General features: G+C 71.0%; 15 protein-coding genes and 1 riboswitch. Of the genes, 12 read left to right on the forward strand and 3 right to left on the reverse strand.

Features of this window, described 5'->3' with window-relative positions:
• The first annotated feature begins 1 nt into the window (after position 1).
• The 4 genes from dxs to ACIRD7_RS04990 all read left to right on the forward strand — a co-directional run bounded on the left by dxs (position 2) and on the right by ACIRD7_RS04990 (position 4,197).
• Complete coding sequence (gene dxs, locus ACIRD7_RS04975; protein WP_403449816.1) at positions 2 to 1,945, forward strand: 1-deoxy-D-xylulose-5-phosphate synthase; 1,944 nt, start codon at positions 2 to 4, stop codon at positions 1,943 to 1,945.
• Complete coding sequence (locus tag ACIRD7_RS04980; protein WP_403449818.1) at positions 1,942 to 3,327, forward strand: aspartate aminotransferase family protein; 1,386 nt, start codon at positions 1,942 to 1,944, stop codon at positions 3,325 to 3,327. Before dxs ends, ACIRD7_RS04980 begins: the two co-directional genes overlap by 4 nt.
• Positions 3,328 to 3,433: 106 nt before the next feature.
• On the forward strand, positions 3,434 to 4,078 hold the full coding sequence (locus ACIRD7_RS04985; protein WP_403449821.1) for a helix-turn-helix domain-containing protein: 645 nt from the start codon (positions 3,434 to 3,436) through the stop codon (positions 4,076 to 4,078).
• The gene (locus tag ACIRD7_RS04990; RefSeq protein WP_403449823.1) at positions 4,075 to 4,197 is read left to right on the forward strand and encodes a DUF6126 family protein; all 123 of its coding nucleotides are present in this window, start codon (positions 4,075 to 4,077) and stop codon (positions 4,195 to 4,197) included. Before ACIRD7_RS04985 ends, ACIRD7_RS04990 begins: the two co-directional genes overlap by 4 nt.
• Positions 4,198 to 4,216: 19 nt before the next feature.
• Here the strand turns inward: ACIRD7_RS04990 and ACIRD7_RS04995 are convergent, their stop codons facing one another.
• Positions 4,217 to 5,014, reverse strand: a complete 798-nt coding sequence (locus ACIRD7_RS04995; RefSeq protein WP_403449826.1) for a tyrosine-protein phosphatase — start codon at positions 5,012 to 5,014, stop codon at positions 4,217 to 4,219.
• 180 nt (positions 5,015 to 5,194) lie between these two features.
• On the opposite strand from ACIRD7_RS04995, the gene ACIRD7_RS05000 reads away from it, so the two are divergent.
• The 3 genes from ACIRD7_RS05000 to ACIRD7_RS05010 all read left to right on the forward strand — a co-directional run bounded on the left by ACIRD7_RS05000 (position 5,195) and on the right by ACIRD7_RS05010 (position 9,776).
• On the forward strand, positions 5,195 to 7,264 hold the full coding sequence (locus ACIRD7_RS05000) for an alpha-galactosidase (RefSeq protein WP_403449828.1): 2,070 nt from the start codon (positions 5,195 to 5,197) through the stop codon (positions 7,262 to 7,264).
• A 307-nt stretch (positions 7,265 to 7,571) separates the two neighbouring features.
• A riboswitch (cyclic di-AMP (ydaO/yuaA leader) is annotated at positions 7,572 to 7,730 on the forward strand.
• A 4-nt stretch (positions 7,731 to 7,734) separates the two neighbouring features.
• Positions 7,735 to 8,712, forward strand: a complete 978-nt coding sequence (locus ACIRD7_RS05005; RefSeq protein WP_403449830.1) for a LysM peptidoglycan-binding domain-containing M23 family metallopeptidase — start codon at positions 7,735 to 7,737, stop codon at positions 8,710 to 8,712.
• A gap of 278 nt (positions 8,713 to 8,990) precedes the next feature.
• The gene (locus tag ACIRD7_RS05010; RefSeq protein ID WP_403451671.1) at positions 8,991 to 9,776 is read left to right on the forward strand and encodes an SGNH/GDSL hydrolase family protein; all 786 of its coding nucleotides are present in this window, start codon (positions 8,991 to 8,993) and stop codon (positions 9,774 to 9,776) included.
• A gap of 110 nt (positions 9,777 to 9,886) precedes the next feature.
• Here ACIRD7_RS05010 and ACIRD7_RS05015 read toward each other — a convergent pair whose 3' ends face one another.
• A complete protein-coding gene (locus tag ACIRD7_RS05015; protein ID WP_403449832.1) occupies positions 9,887 to 10,507 on the reverse strand; it encodes a TetR family transcriptional regulator C-terminal domain-containing protein in 621 nt (206 codons plus the stop codon).
• A gap of 59 nt (positions 10,508 to 10,566) precedes the next feature.
• Positions 10,567 to 11,745 (reverse strand): Glu/Leu/Phe/Val dehydrogenase dimerization domain-containing protein, encoded by a 1,179-nt coding sequence (locus ACIRD7_RS05020; RefSeq protein ID WP_403449834.1) that lies wholly within the window; start codon positions 11,743 to 11,745, stop codon positions 10,567 to 10,569.
• A 178-nt stretch (positions 11,746 to 11,923) separates the two neighbouring features.
• Here ACIRD7_RS05020 and ACIRD7_RS05025 point away from each other — a divergent pair, with 178 nt between their 5' ends.
• From ACIRD7_RS05025 to ACIRD7_RS05045, 5 genes are all read left to right on the forward strand, one after another.
• Entirely contained in the window at positions 11,924 to 13,099 is a 1,176-nt protein-coding gene (locus ACIRD7_RS05025; RefSeq protein ID WP_403449836.1) for an MBL fold metallo-hydrolase, read from the forward strand.
• A gap of 904 nt (positions 13,100 to 14,003) precedes the next feature.
• A complete protein-coding gene (locus tag ACIRD7_RS05030) occupies positions 14,004 to 16,322 on the forward strand; it encodes a sensor histidine kinase (protein ID WP_403449839.1) in 2,319 nt (772 codons plus the stop codon).
• Positions 16,323 to 16,414: 92 nt separating this feature from the next.
• Complete coding sequence (locus ACIRD7_RS05035; protein ID WP_403449842.1) at positions 16,415 to 16,849, forward strand: roadblock/LC7 domain-containing protein; 435 nt, start codon at positions 16,415 to 16,417, stop codon at positions 16,847 to 16,849.
• 2 nt (positions 16,850 to 16,851) lie between these two features.
• A complete protein-coding gene (locus ACIRD7_RS05040; protein ID WP_403451673.1) occupies positions 16,852 to 17,223 on the forward strand; it encodes a DUF742 domain-containing protein in 372 nt (123 codons plus the stop codon).
• Complete coding sequence (locus tag ACIRD7_RS05045; RefSeq protein WP_126396810.1) at positions 17,201 to 17,800, forward strand: ATP/GTP-binding protein; 600 nt, start codon at positions 17,201 to 17,203, stop codon at positions 17,798 to 17,800. Before ACIRD7_RS05040 ends, ACIRD7_RS05045 begins: the two co-directional genes overlap by 23 nt.
• The last annotated feature ends 35 nt before the right edge of the window (positions 17,801 to 17,835 follow it).

The raw sequence follows: 17,835 nt of genomic DNA on the forward strand, positions 1-17,835 counted from the left end.
CGTGACGATTCTGGAGAGCATCCGGGGACCACGCGACCTGAAGGCGCTGTCCGAGGCGGAACTCGGTGAACTGTCCGACGAGATCAGGGAGTTCCTGGTGCACGCGGTCGCCAGGACCGGCGGACACCTCGGGCCCAACCTGGGGGTGGTGGAACTGTCCATCGCGCTCCACCGGGTCTTCGAGTCGCCGGTCGACCGCATCGTCTGGGACACCGGTCACCAGAGCTACGTACACAAGCTTTTGACGGGACGTCAGGACTTCTCCAAACTGCGCGGCAAGGGCGGCCTGTCCGGCTACCCCTCGCGCGAGGAGTCCGAGCACGACATCGTCGAGAACAGCCACGCCTCCACAGCGCTCGGCTGGGCCGACGGGCTCGCCAAGGCCCGCCAGGTGCAGGGTGAGAAGGGACACGTCGTCGCGGTGATCGGCGACGGGGCGCTGACCGGCGGCATGGCCTGGGAGGCGCTGAACAACATCGCGGCGGCCAAGGACCGGCCGCTGATCATCGTCGTCAACGACAACGAACGCTCGTACTCCCCGACCATCGGGGGCCTCGCCAACCACCTGGCCACGCTGCGCACCACGGACAGCTACGAGCGGGTCCTGGCCTGGGGCAAGGAGGTCCTGCAGCGCACGCCCGTCGTCGGCAACACCGTGTACGAGGCGCTGCACGGTGCGAAGAAGGGCTTCAAGGACGCGTTCGCGCCGCAGGGGCTCTTCGAGGATCTGGGCCTGAAGTACGTCGGCCCGATCGACGGACACGACATCGGAGCCGTCGAGTCCGCGCTGCGCCGCGCCAAGCGCTTCCACGGGCCGGTGCTGATCCACTGCCTCACGGAGAAGGGGCGCGGCTACGAACCCGCCCTCGCCCACGAGGAGGACCACTTCCACACCGTCGGCGTGATGGACCCGCTGACCTGCGAGCCGCTCGCACCGTCGGGCGGGCCGTCCTGGACGTCGGTGTTCGGCGACGAGATCGTACGGATCGGGGAGGAGCGCGAGGACGTCGTGGCGATCACGGCGGCCATGCTGCATCCCGTCGGGCTCGGCAAGTTCGCCGAACGCTTCCCGGACCGGGTCTGGGACGTCGGGATCGCCGAGCAGCACGCGGCCGTGTCGGCGGCGGGGCTCGCCACGGGCGGTCTGCATCCGGTCGTCGCCGTCTACGCCACCTTCCTCAACCGGGCCTTCGACCAGCTGCTGATGGACGTCGCCCTGCACCGCTGCGGCGTGACGTTCGTGCTGGACCGGGCCGGCGTCACCGGCGCCGACGGCGCCTCCCACAACGGCATGTGGGACATGTCGATCCTCCAGGTCGTCCCCGGCCTCCGGATCGCCGCCCCACGCGACGCCGACCAGCTGCGGGCGCAGCTGCGCGAGGCCGTGGCCTGCGACGACGCGCCGACGCTCGTGCGGTTCCCGAAGGAGTCGGTCGGACCGTCGATCCCGGCGGTCGACCGGGTGGGCGGGCTGGACGTGCTGCACGGCTCCGCGCGGGAAGCCGACGTGCTTCTGGTCGCCGTCGGCGTGATGGCCCCGGTGTGCCTCCAGGCTGCCGAACTGCTCGAGGCCCGGGGCATTACCTGCACCGTCGTCGACCCGCGCTGGGTCAAGCCCGTCGACCCCGCGCTGGCGCCCCTCGCCGCACAGCACCGCATGGTGGCCGTCGTGGAGGACAACAGCCGCTCCTCGGGGGTCGGCGCCGCCGTCTCGCTGGCCTTGTGCGACGCCGAGGTCGACGTGCCCGTGCGGCGGTTCGGCATCCCGGAGCAGTTCCTCGCGCACGCCAAGCGCAGCGAGGTGCTCGCCGACATCGGGCTCACGCCCGTCGAGGTCGCCGGACGGATCAGCGCCAGCCTGGCTCTCAAGGAGGCCGAGGACAGCCCGGCCGACGGCGGCCAGGACGGCCGTAGCGTCGTGTCAGTCAAGGAGAAGGCCGAATGACCACGGAGTTCGACCTCGGCAGACTCATCGCCGAGCGCGGAGCCGAGCGCTACGAGCTGCACGGGAAGTACCTGAACCACCAGCTCCCGCGCATGCTGCACACCATCGGCTTCGACAAGGTGTACGAGCGGGCCGAGGGCGCGTACTTCTGGGACGCGGACGGCGACGACTACCTGGACATGCTCGCCGGGTTCGGGGTGATGGGCCTGGGGCGCCACCACCCCGTCGTCCGCAAGGCGCTGCACGACGTCCTCGACGCCCAGCTCGCCGACCTCACCCGCTTCGACTGCCAGCCGCTGCCCGGCCTGCTGGCGGAGAAGCTGCTCGCGCACAGCCCGCACCTGGACCGGGTGTTCTTCGGCAACAGCGGGACGGAGGCGGTGGAGACGGCGCTGAAGTTCGCGCGGTTCGCCACCGGCAGGCCGCGGATCCTGTACTGCGACCACGCCTTCCACGGGCTGACCACCGGCTCCCTGTCCGTCAACGGCGAGTCCGGCTTCCGGGACGGATTCGCCCCGCTGCTGCCCGACACGGCCCTGCCCCTCGGCGATCTCGACGCGCTCGCGCGGGAGCTCAAGAAGGGCGACGTGGCCGCCCTGATCGTCGAGCCGATCCAGGGCAAGGGCGTGCACGAGGCCCCGCCCGGCTATCTGCGGGCCGCGCAGGAACTGCTGCACCGGCACAAGGCGCTGCTCATCGCCGACGAGGTGCAGACCGGGCTGGGCCGGACCGGCGACTTCTACGCCTACCAGCACGAGGAGGGCGTCGAGCCGGACCTGGTATGCGTGGCCAAGGCGCTCTCCGGCGGCTATGTGCCGGTGGGTGCCACGCTAGGCAAGGACTGGATCTTCAAGAAGGTCTACTCGTCCATGGACCGGGTGCTGGTCCACTCGGCGAGCTTCGGCTCCAACGCGCAGGCCATGGCGGCCGGGCTCGCCGTGCTGTCCGTCATCGAGAACGAGCAGATCGTCGCGGGCGCGCGGGTGACCGGGGAGCAGCTGAGGTCCCGGCTCGCGGCACTGACCGACAAGTACGAGCTGCTCGCCGACGTCCGGGGCCGGGGCCTGATGATCGGCATCGAGTTCGGCCGGCCCGACTCGCTGAAGCTGCGCGGCCGCTGGACCATGCTCCAGGCCGCGCGCAAGGGCCTGTTCGCGCAGATGGTCGTCGTCCCGCTGCTGCGACGGCACCGGATCCTCACGCAGGTCTCCGGTGACCACCTGGAGGTGATCAAGCTCATCCCGCCGCTGATCATCGGTGAGCGGGAGGTGGACCGGTTCGTCGACGCTTTCACGGACGTGATGGACGACGCGCACAGCGGGGGTGGGCTGATGTGGGACTTCGGGAAGACGTTGATCAAGCAGGCGGTCGCCAACCGGTGAGGTCCCGCGGGGCTCGCCCACCGGGGGGCCGACAGCCGACGCCAGAATTTTTGCCTATGAGGCAATAAATTTGCCGCAGGGGCAAACCTGCGGCTGAATGGGGAGCATGAGCTCTCCCGAGACCGAGCCGGAGCCCGGGGTCGCGGCCGAAGCGGCGGGGCTGGTCGATGCCCTGCCCGCCGTCGCGCCCCAGCTCCGCGCGCTGCGTCGCCGTGCCTCCCTCACGCTGGAGGCCGCGGCCCGTTCCGCCGGGCTGTCGCCCGCCCATCTCTCCCGGCTGGAGACCGGGCAGCGCCAGCCCTCGCTGCCGATGCTGCTCGCGCTCGCACGTATCTACGGTACGACCGTTTCCGAACTGCTCGGTGAGACGGTCGCCGACCGGGACGCCGTGGTGCGCGCCACCGACATGGAGCCCACCGCGGCCGGCGGCTGGACCTACTGGCAGGCGGGCTCCCACGGGCGCGGGATGCAGGCGCTGCGCGTCCAGGTGCCGTACGGCTCACAGGGCGACATCGTGCGGGTGCACCCCGGCGAGGAGTGGCTCTACGTCCTGAAGGGGCGGCTGCGGCTGCGCCTGGGGGACACCACGCACCGGCTCGCGCCCGGCGACAGTGCGCACTTCGACTCGCTCACCCCGCACCGGATCGCCGCCCTGGACGAGGGCGGGGTCGAGCTCCTGTTCGTCCACACCCTGCTGCAGAGCCCCACGGCCACGCTGTGCCTGGGCCCCACCCCTGGAGAGACGCCATGAGCAACATCGAGGACAAGTTCCCGCGCGCCCTGTGGGTGCGGCTCATCATCTACATCGCGGTGGGGCACGTGTTCGCCGCCTTCGTCTACTTCCTGTTCGAGGCGGGCGGCGGGAAGTAGGCGCCGGGGCGGCCGGGCGTCAGTCGAGCAGGCGCTCCCGCAGGAGCTCCCTGGTCTCCGGAGTGATCCGCAGGCCCTGGTCCAGGTACTTGTCGACGCCGCCCCAGGTCTCCTCGATCGTCTCGAAGGCCGCCGTCAGATACTCGGCCCGCGCGTCGAACAGCGGGCTGAGCAGCTCCATGACCTCGGGTGAGTAGACCGAGTCACCGCTGCCGTTGCGCTTCACCTTGTACCGGCGGTGCTTGGCGTTGGACTCCAGGTAGTCGGCGACGATCGCCTCGCGCTCGACGCCGAGGGAGAGCAGCGTCACGGCGATGGACAGGCCCGCGCGGTCCTTGCCGGCCGCGCAGTGCATCAGGGCCGGGACGCTCTCCTCGGCCAGCGCGTGCAGCACCTGGGAGTGTTCGGCGGTGCGCTCCTTGATGATCGAGCGGTAGGAGACGATCATCCGGTTCGCCCCCTTGCCGTCCGCCAGGATCTCCCGCAGCTGGTCGAGATCGCCGTCCCGGACCATCTTCCAGAACTCCGCGCCGTCCGCCGGGTCGGACAGCGGCAGGTTCACGTTGCGCACGCCCGGCAGCGCGACGTCCGGGCCCTCGAGCTGCTGGTCGGCCGAGTTACGGAAGTCGAAGATCGTGTGCAGCCCCAGGGAGGCGAGGAAGGCGGCGTCCTCCGCGGTCGCGTGCGCGAGATGGCCGCTGCGGAACAGCACTCCGTGCCGCACCCGTCGTCCGTCCACCGTCGGGAGTCCGCCCACATCACGAAAATTGCGAACACCGGCCAGCTCGGGCTCGGTCGACGGGATCTGCTGCGTCACGGGGGCTCCTCCCGGTCGGCCCCGGCGGCGCGGCTCGGCGATGTGGCCGACGGGGTGCGCTCTCGACCATACGACACGCATTCCTGGGCCAATGAGTTGTCCACAGGCGTTGCTTCAGGGCCGCTCGGACCATGATGATGTTGGTACTTGATCGCACCTGTTCGTCTCTGTGGGGGCTTGATGCTGGAGATCTCCGACAACGGCCGTACTTGGGTCCTCTCCGGGCCGACCAGCAGTTACGCCGTCCATCTGACGGAAGGCGACGAGCTGCTGCACCTGCACTGGGGGCCGCGGATCGCGCTCGCCGACGCCGAGGCCCTGGCCGTACGTCCGCTGCCGGAGTACTGGCCCTTCGAGTCCCCGCTCGACGGGCGCGAGGAGTACCCCGTCGAGGGAGGCCCTCGCTTTGTACGGCCCGCCCTGTCCGTGCGCACCGACGAGCGGCGCGGCACCGAGTGGGGCTTCGTACGCCACGAGGCCGACGGCGACGAGCTGCGGCTGCGCTTCCGTGACGGCGGGCTGCACGTCACCCTGCACTACCGCATGCGCGCCGACGTGGTGGAGCGCTGGGTGACCCTGGACAACGAGGGGCCCGTCCTGGAGGTGCTGCGCGCCGACTCGGCCACCTGGACGCTGCCCGACCGGGAGGACTGGCGGCTGTCCCAGCTGCACGGCCGCTGGGGCGCCGAGTCCCGGCTCGCGCAGGCCCCACTCACCTACGGTGAGAAGGTCATCGGCAGCCGGCGGGGCCACACCGGGCACCAGCACCTGCCCTGGGTCGCGCTCGACACGGACGCCACCGAGGAGCGCGGCGAGGTCTACGGCTGCGCCCTCGGCTGGTCCGGCTCCTGGCGCATCGCGGTCGCCCAACTCCCGGACGCGCGCGTGCAGATCACTGGCGGGGCCGGACACGACGACTCGGGCCTGCTCAGCCTCGCGGCGGGGGAGTCCTTCACGACCCCCGTCTTCGCCGGACTGTGGAGCGACGGCGGCTTCGGCGGGGCGAGCCGTGCCTGGCACGCGTACCAGCGCGCGTACGTGATCCCGGACGCCGAGCGGGACCGGCCGGTGCTGTTCAATTCCTGGGAGGCGACCGAGTTCGACATCTCCGAGGAGCAGCAGAGCGTGCTCGCCCGGCGGGCAGCGGCCATCGGGGTCGAGCTGTTCGTGGTGGACGACGGCTGGTTCGGCACCCGCACCAGTGACCGTGCCGGGCTCGGCGACTGGACGCCCAACCCCGACCGCTTCCCGTCGGGTCTCAAGCCGCTCGCCGAGTACGTGCACGCGCTCGGCATGCAGTTCGGCATCTGGGTCGAGCCGGAAATGGTCAATCCGGACAGCGAGTTGTATCGCGCCCATCCGGAGTGGGTTCAGTATCAAACAGGACGAAAGCGGACGGAATTCCGCAATCAGCTCGTCCTGAACCTCGCCCGCGACGACGTCCAGGACTACCTCTGGAAGCAGCTCGACGGGCTCCTGTCCAGCGCCCCGATCGACTATGTGAAGTGGGACTTCAACCGCTGCTTCTCCGATGCCGGCTGGCCGGGCGAGGCGTATCCGCAGCGCCTGTGGACCGACCACGTGCGCGCCCTGTACGGCCTGCTGGACCGGCTGCGCGCCGCTCACCCGGGCGTCGCCTTCGAGTCCTGCTCGGGCGGTGGCGGACGGATCGACCTCGGCGTGCTGAGCCGTACGGACCAGGTGTGGACCTCGGACAACACCGACCCCCTCGACCGGCTCGCCATCCAGCACGGCTTCAGCCAGATCCACCCCGCGCGTGCCATGGCGGCCTGGGTCACCGACAGCCCGAACGCCATGCTCAACCACCGGGCCAGCTCGCTGCGCTTCAGGTTCGTCAGTGCCATGGCGGGTGTGCTCGGGGTCGGCGGGAACCTGGAGCGCTGGACCGAGGAGGAGCTCGCCGAGGCCGGGAAGTGGGTCGCACTCTACAAGGAGATCCGCCCCCTGGTGCAGCGTGGAGACCTCTACCGGCTGCGGCCCCCGCGCGGTGGGCTCAGCGCGGTGCAGTACGTGCTCGGGGACGAGACGGTCGTCCTGGCCTGGCTCCAGGCCCAGAGCTACGGCGAGCCCGTACCGGCCCTGCGGCTGCGCGCCCTGGACCCGACAGCGTCGTACGAATGCCTTGAAACGGGCGAAATTCACCGAGGGGTCGTACTGGTGCATCACGGACTGCGAACCGGCCTGCGGGGCGACCTCGATGCGGCAGTTATTCGCCTCCGTCGCATCTAGGAGTTCTGTCCGAATTGGTGCCTTCATTCCAACTCGCTCTGCAGTGAAGGGAGCTGGAGCAACGTCACGTGAGGAGCGTCATATCCGTGACGTTGCGTCGCCCGTCATGTTCACGTAATTCGCGCGATTTTCAAGGGGCTTTGCGTCGGAAGGCGTCCCGATAATTCACGCAGTGTGACCGGTAATTCCCACAAGGGATCAACGGGAACGCATTCGGACGGAACCCCTCACTTGTTCCCATGCGTCTTCCTCGCTTACGTTCGCCACCAATCCGGACGGACGCCGAATCCTGCCGCCGACCGGACTCCGCGCAAACTCACCCGTCCACGGCAGGAGCGGGGGACCCACAGGTACAACCGCCTGTTCCGGTCTCCGGAACAGGCTTGGGGTCAAGTCGCGTCCCGACGCGGCCGGGCATCTCCAGCCCGCACCCGACAGCTCACCTCGCAGGCGCCGGAGAGGAAATCGCCATGCCCGCGAAGGGTAAGCATCGCCGTCCGAAGTCCCTGCGCTTCACCCGCTCCATAGCCGTCGCCGGAACCGGTGGCGCCGCCCTCGCTCTTCCCCTCATGGGAGCGACCGGCGCCCACGCCGCTCCCGCTCAGTCCGTTTCGGAAAAGGCCGTTCAGTCCCTTCCGGTCGCCGGGCAGAAGTCCGTCGAAAAGAAGGACGCCCAGAAGAAGACGGGCGTGCGGACCTATTCGGTGAAGGTCGGCGACTACCTTTCGAAGATCGCCGACGAGCAGAACGTCAGCGGTGGCTGGAAGCGGCTCTACGCCGACAACCGTGAGGCCGTCGGCTCGGACCCGTCGCTCATCCACCCCGGTCTGAAGCTCTCGATCGGCGGCAAGAAGGCCGCGACGAGCGCCCCCAAGCCGTCGCCGTCCTCCTCCTCTTCGGCGTCCGAGTCGTCGAAGTCCTCCGCGAAGGACTCCTCGGCCTCGAAGTCCTCCGCCTCGAAGCCCTCCGCCGCGAAGAAGGCGACGAAGAAGGCGACGAAGAAGGCGGCCACGACCGCCGAGAACGCGAGCACCGCCACCGGCTTCTCCGCCCCCGTCTCCGGCGCCGCCGTCGGCACCGCGTACAAGGTGGCGGGCAGCATGTGGTCCAGCGGCTACCACACCGGTGTCGACTTCGCCGCCGCGACCGGCACCCCGCTGAAGGCGGTCGGCGCGGGCACCGTCGTCTCGGCCGGCTGGGGAGGCGCGTACGGCAACCAGGTCGTCATCCAGCTCGCCGACGGCTACTACGCGCAGTACGCCCACCTGTCCTCCCTCGGCGTCTCGGCCGGACAGACCGTGACCGCGGGCCAGCAGATCGGCCTCTCGGGTGCGACCGGCAACGTGACCGGACCTCACCTGCACTTCGAGATCCGCACCACCCCGGACTACGGCTCGGACGTGGACCCGGTCGCCTACCTCCGCTCCAAGGGCGTCGCCATCGGCTGACCCCAGCCCGCGCGAAAGCCACCTGCCTGACACGCAGCCGAAGGCCGGACCCCGATCCCCGGGTCCGGCCTTCGGTGTGTCTGCGGAGTGTGAGCGGTGCGTCTGCGGCCCGATCGGGCACCAACACCCCTGCTCAAAAGGCTATTCCGGGTTTGGTGAACACTTGGGGAGTGGCTTATCTCACCGCACGTCAACCCTTTCCTACGGTCGCGTAGGTCACATTCAAAGGTGAATCATGTCCCGACGTGGCAGACGATTCGAAGAGTGACAGCAGATCAGTGATCGGGTCGTACGTCGCGGTGGGGGACAGCTTCACCGAGGGCGTCGGCGACCCCGGGCCCGACGGGGCGTTCGTCGGCTGGGCGGACCGGTTCGCGGTCCTGCTCGCCGACCGGCGCCCCGAGGGCGACTTCGACTACACGAACCTCGCCGTGCGCGGCAAACTGCTCGACCAGATCGTCGAGGACCAGCTTCCGAAGGCCGTCGAACTGGCCCCGGACCTGGTCTCGTTCTGCGCGGGCGGCAACGACATCATCCGGCCCGGCACCGACCCCGACGAGGTGGCCGAGCGATTCGAGCGGGCCATCTCCCGGCTCACCTCCGCCGTCGGCACCGTCATGGTGACGACCGGCTTCGACACCCGTGGCGTGCCCGTGCTCAAGCACCTGCGCGGCAAGATCGCCACGTACAACGGCCATGTGCGGGCCATCGCCGACCGGTACGGCTGCCCGGTGCTCGACCTGTGGTCCCTGAAGACCGTTCAGGACCGCAGGGCCTGGGACGGCGACCGGCTCCATCTGTCTCCCGAGGGGCACACGCGCGTGGCGCTCCGCGCGGGCCAGGTCCTCGGCCTGGAGGTCCCCGCGGACCCGGACCAGCCCTGGCCGCCGCTCCCGCCCCGCGGCACCCTCGAGGTCCGCCGGGACGACGTCCAGTGGGCGCGCGAGTACCTGGTGCCGTGGATCGGCCGGCGGCTGCGCGGTGAGTCGTCGGGGGACCATGTGACGGCCAAGGGCGCCCTGTCCCCGGACGACATCAAGATGCGGATCCAGTCGGTGGCTTGAGAGCGCCGCGCGAGTCACGTGGTGCGTCCGGGCCATACCGACGTCTGGTCGGTGCGGCTCGGACGTACGCCATTCCGGGAGGGCGCCCCGGAACTTCTGACGCGACGGCGTCAGCGCGTCGACGCCGTCAACGCCTCCCGCTCCAGTCCCAGTTCCCGGGCCAGCGCCTCGTCCGCCCACTGCTGGGCACGCGCGCGTGAGACCGCGCCCGGGTACGACGTGAGCTGCACGGCGAGGCCGTCGAGCAGGGCCGTGAGCCGCAGGGCCGCGCCCGTGGGATCCGGGCACCGGAACTCGTCGGCGGCCACGCCCTCGGCGATGACCTCGGTGATGGCCGCCTTCCACTGCCGGTCGAGGTCCCGGGTGACCTCCCGCAGCGCGGGCTCGCGCAGCGCCGCCGCCCAGCCCTCGATCCACAGCCGCCAGCCCTTGGCCTGGCCGGTCGGGGCGTACCAGCGCACGGCCGCCCGCAGTCGTCGCAACGCGGTGGTACGGCGGCCGAGGAGCCGGCGCAGATGGGCCAGGTCGCCTTCTGCCGCGTGCGCGAACGCGGCCGCCACCAGCTTCTCCTTCGTGGCGAAGTGATAGAGCACCAGCGCGTTGCTCACCCCGAGCGCCGAGGCCACGTCGGAGATCCTGACCGCCGCCACGCCCCGTTCCTCGATCTGCTCGACGGCGGCCCGCAGCAGTTCCTCCCGCCGCTCCGCCACGCTCAACCGCACTCTTGTCACGCCGTAACCCTAAGCCTCACCAGGAGCGACCGCCCTGCCGCGCCCGCGTCGGGCCGCCGTCACCGATGCCAGCCGAAGCGCTCGGTGATCAACGGCAGCCGCTCCGCCGCGATGGCGTGCGCGGCGGCCCGGGGCGTCGTTCCGTCGGCCTGGGCGCGGGTCAGCGTGAGGTCGGTGAGGGCGCGCATCGCGCGTCTGGTGTGGTCGAACGCCTCGTCCGCGTCCGGGCCGATGTCCCCGAACAGGGTCCACCACCACCAGGCGTTCGTGGCCGAGTTGACCACCACGTCCGGCAGTACGGTGACGCCGCGCGCCGCCAGCAGATCCTCCGCGTCCGGCCGTACGGGCATGTTGGCCGCCTCGGCGATCCAGCGGGCGGTGACACGGCCCTGGTTCGAGGCGTCGATCGCGTACGAGACGGCTGCCGGAACCAGTACCTCCGCCTCGGCCGACAGCCAGGCGTCGCCCGGCAGTTCCCGGTCTCCGCGGCGCAACGCGGCGCGGTCGATGGTGCCGTAGCCGTCGCGGGCCGCCAGCAGCGACTCGATGTCGAGGCCCGCCGGGTTGGCGATCGTGCCCTTGATGTCGGCGACGGCCACGACCGTGAGTCCCGCGCGCGTGAGGAAGCGCGCGGTGGCCCCGCCCATGGTGCCCAGGCCCTGCACGGCGACGCGCGTCCTCCAGTACGGCAGACCGGCCCGGTCCAGAGCGGTCAGCACCGACTCCGCGACTCCGCAGCCGCCGACCAGCTCGTCGAGCCCGATGCCGTCGACCTCCACCGCGAACGCCTCCGCGAGCCGCTGCCGGGCGGCCTGCTCGTCGTCGAGCAGCGGATACACGGCCTGCACCGACGAGACGAGCCCCGCCTCGGCCGCCGCGCGGTCGACCACGTCCTGGGTGAGACCGAGGTCCTCGCCCGTGGTCCAGAAGTTCTCGATGTACGGCCGCATGCTCCGCAGGTAGCGCACCAGGAGCCCGTACGCCTCCGGATCCCGGGGGTCGCAGTCGATGCCGCCCTTGGCGCCGCCCAGGGGGACGTATCGCGCCTCCGGGTCGTAGTGCAGTGCCTCCTTCATGCTCATGCCGCGGGCGAGCCCCGTGACCTCGTCCAGCGTGCAGCCCGGCCGCATGCGCAGCCCGCCGCTGGCCACCCCGCGCACCAGTCGGTCGACGACCAGGAAGCCCTGACGGCCGGTGACGTGATCGGTCCAGGTGAGCGACAGCAGGGGGGTGGCCATGGGTTCTCCGGGGTCGGGGCCGCTCCGAGGGGTCGTGAGCCCGCGCGGCTACTGAACGATGAGTCAGTATCGGAGGCGGGCGAGGACATGTCAACGCGGTGTTGGGGTCAGGGGGTATCTGGGACTGTCGGAGCCGCCGACCATAATGGAATTCTCACCGAATCCACCTGGAGGTACCGTGGCCGGTTTCCGTCTCCCGAGTTCCGGGCTGCGCGCCCTGCGGCCCGAGGCCTTCGGCGTGGACCCGAGCGGTGAGCGCATGGCGCGCATCCGCAGATCCCCGCACTTTCGCAACGGCGTCTTCCAGAATCCCGGAGGCGCCGCCCGGACCAGACCGTCGGGATCGATGCTGGAGTTCGCCAAGGTCTTCTACGACAAGGACACCCGGCCCCGCCGCGCCCCCAAGGGCACCGTCCCGGTGCACCCCACCACCTACGCCGACCTGGCCAAGCCGCCTGCCACGGGGCTGCGCCTGACCTGGATGGGGCACTCCAGCGTCCTCGCGGAGATCGACGGTCACCGCGTGCTCTTCGATCCCGTGTGGGGCGAGCGCTGCTCGCCGTTCCCCTTCGCCGGGCCCAAGCGTCTGCACCCCGTGCCGCTGCCGCTCGCCGCGCTCGGACCGGTCGACGTCGTCGTGATCTCCCACGACCACTACGACCACCTCGACCTGCCCACGATCAAGGCGCTGGCCGGCACCGACACCCTCTTCGCCGTACCGCTCGGCGTCGGCGGTCACCTCGAACACTGGGGCGTGTCCACAGACCGGCTGCGCGAGCTGGACTGGCACGAGACCACCAAGATCGGCGGGCTCACCCTGACCGCGACCCCGGCCCGCCACTTCTGCGGCCGCGGACTGCGCAACACCCAGCACACGCTCTGGGCGTCCTGGGTCGTCGCCTCGGACGAGCACCGGATCTACCACAGCGGCGACACCGGCTACTTCGAGGGCTTCAAGGACATCGGCGCCGACCACGGCCCGTTCGACGCCACGATGATCCAGGTCGGCGCCTACTCGGACTTCTGGCCCGACATCCACATGACCCCGGACGAGGGCGTCCGGGCCCACCTCGACCTCCAGGGCGGCGACCCGACCGCGGGCGTCATGCTGCCGATCCACTGGGGGACCTTCAACCTGGCCCCGCACCCCTGGGCGGAGCCCGGCGAGTGGATGATGCGGGCCACGCACAAGGCCGGGGTCGCCATGGCGGCTCCACGCTGCGGCGAGCCCTTCGAGCCGGCGTCGGTGGCTCCCGTGACGCCCTGGTGGCGTGAGGTGGCGGAGGCGCCCGCCGACGGGTGGCCGGCCTGGCCGCCGGTCGCTTCGGGGGCGGATGAGGCGCCGGTCGGTTAGGCGGTTGCTGGGTGCCGGTCGGGTAGGCGGGGGGCTGGGTGCCGGGCGGTTAGGCGGGGCTGCGGGCCGGCCGGTTAGGCGGGGGCCGGGCTCCGGTCGCGTAAGGCAGGGCGGGGGCGCCGGTCGCATAGGGCAGGACGGGATGCCGGTCGGGTAAGGCGGGGACGGGGACGCCGGTCGCGTCAGACGGGGCGGGGGCGGCGGTCGCGTAGGGCGGGACCGGGATGTCGGTCGGGTGAGGCGGGGACGGGCGCCGGTCGCGTGAGACGAGGCGGGGACGGCGGTCGCGTCACTCCTCCCTCCTCCCCGCTCCCCCCTCCCGTCCCCTTGTCCCCTTCCTTTTCCCTTGTCCCCTTCCTTGCGGGCCGCGGCGCGGCCTGAGGGGCGCTCGAGCACTCACCGCGCGCCCCAGCATCGTGATTCGCGCCGGGCGCATGGGAGTGCGCGGAGTCGCCCGGGCGACCGCGCGCGCCGCTACAGGCGGTGACGTTCTGGGGGGCGTTGGTGCGGGTGTGCGGAGTGCTGAAACGTCCCGGCCGGGGCGGTCGTGAATCGGGAAAGACGAGTCCGCGAGGGGCGGGGCACGGAAAGTGCCCCGCCCCTCGACTTTTCTCCGTGACCGCTTCTGACCAGGTCCGATCGTTCGATTGCTCCTTGTGGGCGAATGGTGGACCGGGTTATCGATCTGCCGTACGAGTCCTCATACCAGAGCGGGACGCTGCCTGCGGGACTTTGTCAACTGCCCGCCGCACTTGATGCGAGGCCGACTACCGTGAGTGTCCGTTGGGCGACACGGAGCCGAATTCGTGACTCTGTCGACCGACATCGCGATGGCGCATGCCCCGGGCCGCGCAGACCGCGTGCACCCCAGGCCCCCGACCGACGGACCAGTACGAGGACCCCGATGTCTCAAACACGCGCCCCGGCCGCACGCGCAGACCGCCGTGAGGGCGGGCGGCACGGGCGCCCGGCCGCCCGCACCGCAACCGCGCTGCCCGAGACCCACATACGGCCCCAACTGATGCGGCTGGCGGTGCTGCCGCCCGTCGCGGTGACCCTCAGCGGTTGCGCGGCGGTGCTGTTCATCCTGCGCTCCACCGGCGTGCGGCCGAGCCTCACCCTGTGGGTCGTGCTCGCCGGCACGGTCTCGGTCACCCTGACGGGCATCCTGATCGCCGCCGTGGCCGCCAACCGCGCAGCCAGGTCCGTGAGCGACCGCATCCGTGCCCTGCGCCGCAGCAGTGCGCGCGGCGAGGCCGATCTGCGGGCCCTGGTGGAGACCCTGCGGCGCGGTGACGCCCCGCCGAAGCGCAAACCGCGCAGCGGTGCGCCCGAGGACGCCGACGACTTCGAACTGCTCGCCGCCGACCTGTCCCGCGCCCACGACGGGGCCGTCACCGCCGTCGTCCAGGCGGCCCAGCTCTCCAGCCAGACCGGCAGCGAACAGAAGCTCGAAGTCTTCGTGAACCTCGCCCGGCGCCTCCAGTCGCTCGTGCACCGCGAGATCTCCATCCTCGACGAGCTGGAGAACGAGATCGAGGACCCCGATCTGCTCAAGGGCCTCTTCCACGTCGACCACCTCGCCACCCGTATCCGCCGTCACGCGGAGAACCTCGCGGTGCTCGGCGGCGCCGTCTCCCGCCGGCAGTGGAGCAACCCGGTCTCCATGACCGAGGTCCTGCGCTCGGCCATCGCCGAGGTCGAGCAGTACTCGCGGGTCAAGCTCGTGCCGCCCATCGACGGCACCCTGCGCGGGCACGCCGTCGCCGACGTCATCCACCTGCTCGCCGAACTGGTCGAGAACGCCACGGTGTTCTCCGCCCCGCACACCCAGGTCCTGCTGCGGGCCAACCTCGTCACCTCGGGTCTCGCCGTCGAGGTCGAGGACCGCGGGCTCGGCATGCCCGTCGGCGAGCAGAACCGGATGAACGCCCTGCTCACCGACCCCGACCAGGTCAACGTCGCCAGCCTGCTGGCGGACGGGCGCATCGGGCTGTTCGTCGTCTCCCAGCTGGCCAAGCGGCACGGCATCCATGTGCGCCTCCAGACCAACATCTACGGCGGCGTCCAGGCCGTACTCGTCGTGCCGCAGGGGCTGTTGGGAGCGGAACCGGGGGCGGGTGGCGGCGCGGCGCGGGGTGAGGAGCCGCAGGTTGTGGTGGGTACGGCCGTGCCGCCGCAGTCTCCTGCGCAGGGCCCGGCGCAGGGGCATCCGCCGCAGGCGCCGGTGCCGCCTCAGCAGGGTCGGTATTCGGCGACGGCGGCATCACAGCCGCAGTCGCATTCGCCGCAGGTGGCGTCGCATCGGCAGGCGCAGTCGCCGCAGGCCGGCGGGAGGGGGTCGGCCCCCGGAGCGAATGGCACCGGACCGGTGCCGCTGCCCGTGCGCGGCGCCCAAGGGGAACGGGCCAACCCGGCGGAGGCCGTGCCCGGCATCAGGCCCGACGAACGCCGGCGCGTCGAGGAGAACACCGTCGCTCCGCCGACCCCCCGGGTCAGCACCGTGCGGGGCACCATGGGCAAGCCGACCCTGCCCCGCCGCCGGGCCCAGGAGCACATCGCACCCCAGCTGCGGGGCGGCCCCGCACCGCGTCAGGAGCCCGAGCAACTCGCCGGGCACGACCCGGGGTTGATGGCGGCGTTCCAGCGGGGTGTCGGGCTGGCGGAGACACAGCAGCACATGGAGTCGGAGGGAGAGGGTGCCGAGTCTGTGGAGGGCGGGCACATGGGTGCTGGGCACGTGGGCGTGGGCGGGCATGTGGATGCCGGGCACGTGGGCGTGGACGAGCACACGGGTACCGGGCACGTGGGCGTCGGCGGGCACATGGATGCCGGGCACCTGGGCGAGGGCGGCCACATGGATGCCGGCCCCATGGAGCAGAGCTCTATGGATCAGGGCTCCATGGATCGGGACCACATGGATCCGGCCCACACCGTCACCTGGCACGGGATCACCCCCGCACCACACACGACGTCCGACACCACGACACGCCCCAGGCCGCCAGCACCCCACCCCACCCATCTGGAGTCCGTGCGCCCGCAGAGCGCACATCTTCGGCCGATGTCCCTGGATGCACTCCACATGGACGTGACCCCCATGACCAACCGCCCCTCCATGGGTGCAACGCCCATGAACCCGGCCCGTGCAACCGAGCCTCACCCTGGGCCGACGCCCGGCACCGACCACACCACCTGGCCCGACGGGAGCGCACCAGCCGGATGACCACGACCGTGACCAGCTCGAAGTCCGCCTGGGAGTCCACCCCCACCCCCAGCGCTCCCGCAGACCTTCGTACCTCAAGGAGTCGATCCATCATGGCGAGCGAAGCGCCGACCGCCCATGTCTCCGATCTCGACTGGCTGATGAGCGGCCTGGTGCAGCGCGTGCCGCACACCAGCAGCGCGGTCCTGCTGTCCTGCGACGGGCTCGTGAAGTCGGTTCACGGCCTCGACCCGGACAGCGCCGACCACATGGCCGCGCTGGCCTCCGGCCTGTACTCCCTGGGCCGCAGCGCCGGGGTCCGCTTCGGCGACGGCGGGGAGGTGCGGCAGGTCGTCGTCGAACTCGACTCGACGCTGCTGTTCGTGACCACGGCCGGATCGGGCACCTGTCTCGCCGTCCTGGCCGGCCGCGAGGCCGACGCGGCGGTGCTGGGCTACGAGATGGCCATGCTGGTCAAGAGCGTCCGCCCCTACCTGGTCACCGCCCCCCGGCAGCACTCCGTCGAACCCTCGGCGCTGAGGCCTTGAACGTGGCGGCGGCCGGCGACGGGCCCTGGCTCGACGACGCGGCCGGACGGCTGGTGCGCCCTTTCACGGTCAGCAACGGCCGTACCCGGCCCACCGTCGCGCTCGATCTCATGTCGCAGGTGATGGCCACCGGGGCGACCCCCCTCGGCTACCTCGGCCCCGAGCACGAGCAGGCACTCGAACTGTGCCGCGCCCCCGTCTCGGTCGCCGAGGTCGCCGCCCACCTGAAGCTGCCGGCTGCGGTCACCAAGGTGCTGCTGTCGGACCTCGTCGACTGCGGGGCGCTCACCACCAAGCCCCCCGAGTTCCACCACAACCCGACAGACCGGGCCCTTCTGGAGGCAGTGCTCGATGGACTACGACGACAGCTCTGACCCCTTCCCCACCGCACTGAAGATCTTGGTGGCGGGAGGCTTCGGGGTAGGCAAGACGACCTTTGTGGGCGCGGTCAGCGAGATCGCTCCGCTCAGCACGGAGGAACTGCTCACCACGGTCAGCGCCGCGACCGACAGCCTCGAGGGCGTCGAGAACAAGGTCGAGACGACGGTGGCCATGGACTTCGGCCGCATCACCCTCGATCCGGAACACGTCCTGTACCTGTTCGGCACGCCCGGACAGGAACGGTTCTGGTTCATGTGGGACGAGCTCTCGGAGGGCGCGCTCGGCGCGGTCATCCTCGCCGACACCCGGCGCCTGGAGGACTGCTTCGCGGCCGTCGACTTCTTCGAGCAGCGAGGGCTCGGTTTCATCGTCGCGATCAACGAGTTCGACGGTGGCTACCGTTACGACCCGGAGGAGGTCCGGGCCGCCATCGATCTCGACCCGGAGATCCCCGTCGTCCGCTGCGACGCCCGGATCTCCAGTTCCGGCGTCCAGACCCTGCTCACCCTGGTACGGCACCTCATCGCCCACACACCGGCACCCGCGCCCAGCCACGGTGCCCACATGTGACATCCGCACACACCCGCACGGAGCCGCATATGACG

The organism is Streptomyces sp. NPDC093568, assembly GCF_044764945.1.
Classification (GTDB): Bacteria; Actinomycetota; Actinomycetes; order Streptomycetales; family Streptomycetaceae; genus Streptomyces.

Coding starts and splice junctions, on each gene's coding strand:
- ACIRD7_RS04980 (WP_403449818.1), top strand. CDS start 1,942: ATGACCACGGAGTTCGACCTCGGCAGACTCATCGCCGAGCGCGGAGCC.
- ACIRD7_RS04985 (WP_403449821.1), top strand. CDS start 3,434: ATGAGCTCTCCCGAGACCGAGCCGGAGCCCGGGGTCGCGGCCGAAGCG.
- ACIRD7_RS04990 (WP_403449823.1), top strand. CDS start 4,075: ATGAGCAACATCGAGGACAAGTTCCCGCGCGCCCTGTGGGTGCGGCTC.
- ACIRD7_RS05000 (WP_403449828.1), top strand. CDS start 5,195: ATGCTGGAGATCTCCGACAACGGCCGTACTTGGGTCCTCTCCGGGCCG.
- ACIRD7_RS05005 (WP_403449830.1), top strand. CDS start 7,735: ATGCCCGCGAAGGGTAAGCATCGCCGTCCGAAGTCCCTGCGCTTCACC.
- ACIRD7_RS05020 (WP_403449834.1), bottom strand. CDS start 11,745: ATGGCCACCCCCCTGCTGTCGCTCACCTGGACCGATCACGTCACCGGC.
- ACIRD7_RS05030 (WP_403449839.1), top strand. CDS start 14,004: ATGTCTCAAACACGCGCCCCGGCCGCACGCGCAGACCGCCGTGAGGGC.
- ACIRD7_RS05035 (WP_403449842.1), top strand. CDS start 16,415: ATGGCGAGCGAAGCGCCGACCGCCCATGTCTCCGATCTCGACTGGCTG.
- ACIRD7_RS05045 (WP_126396810.1), top strand. CDS start 17,201: ATGGACTACGACGACAGCTCTGACCCCTTCCCCACCGCACTGAAGATC.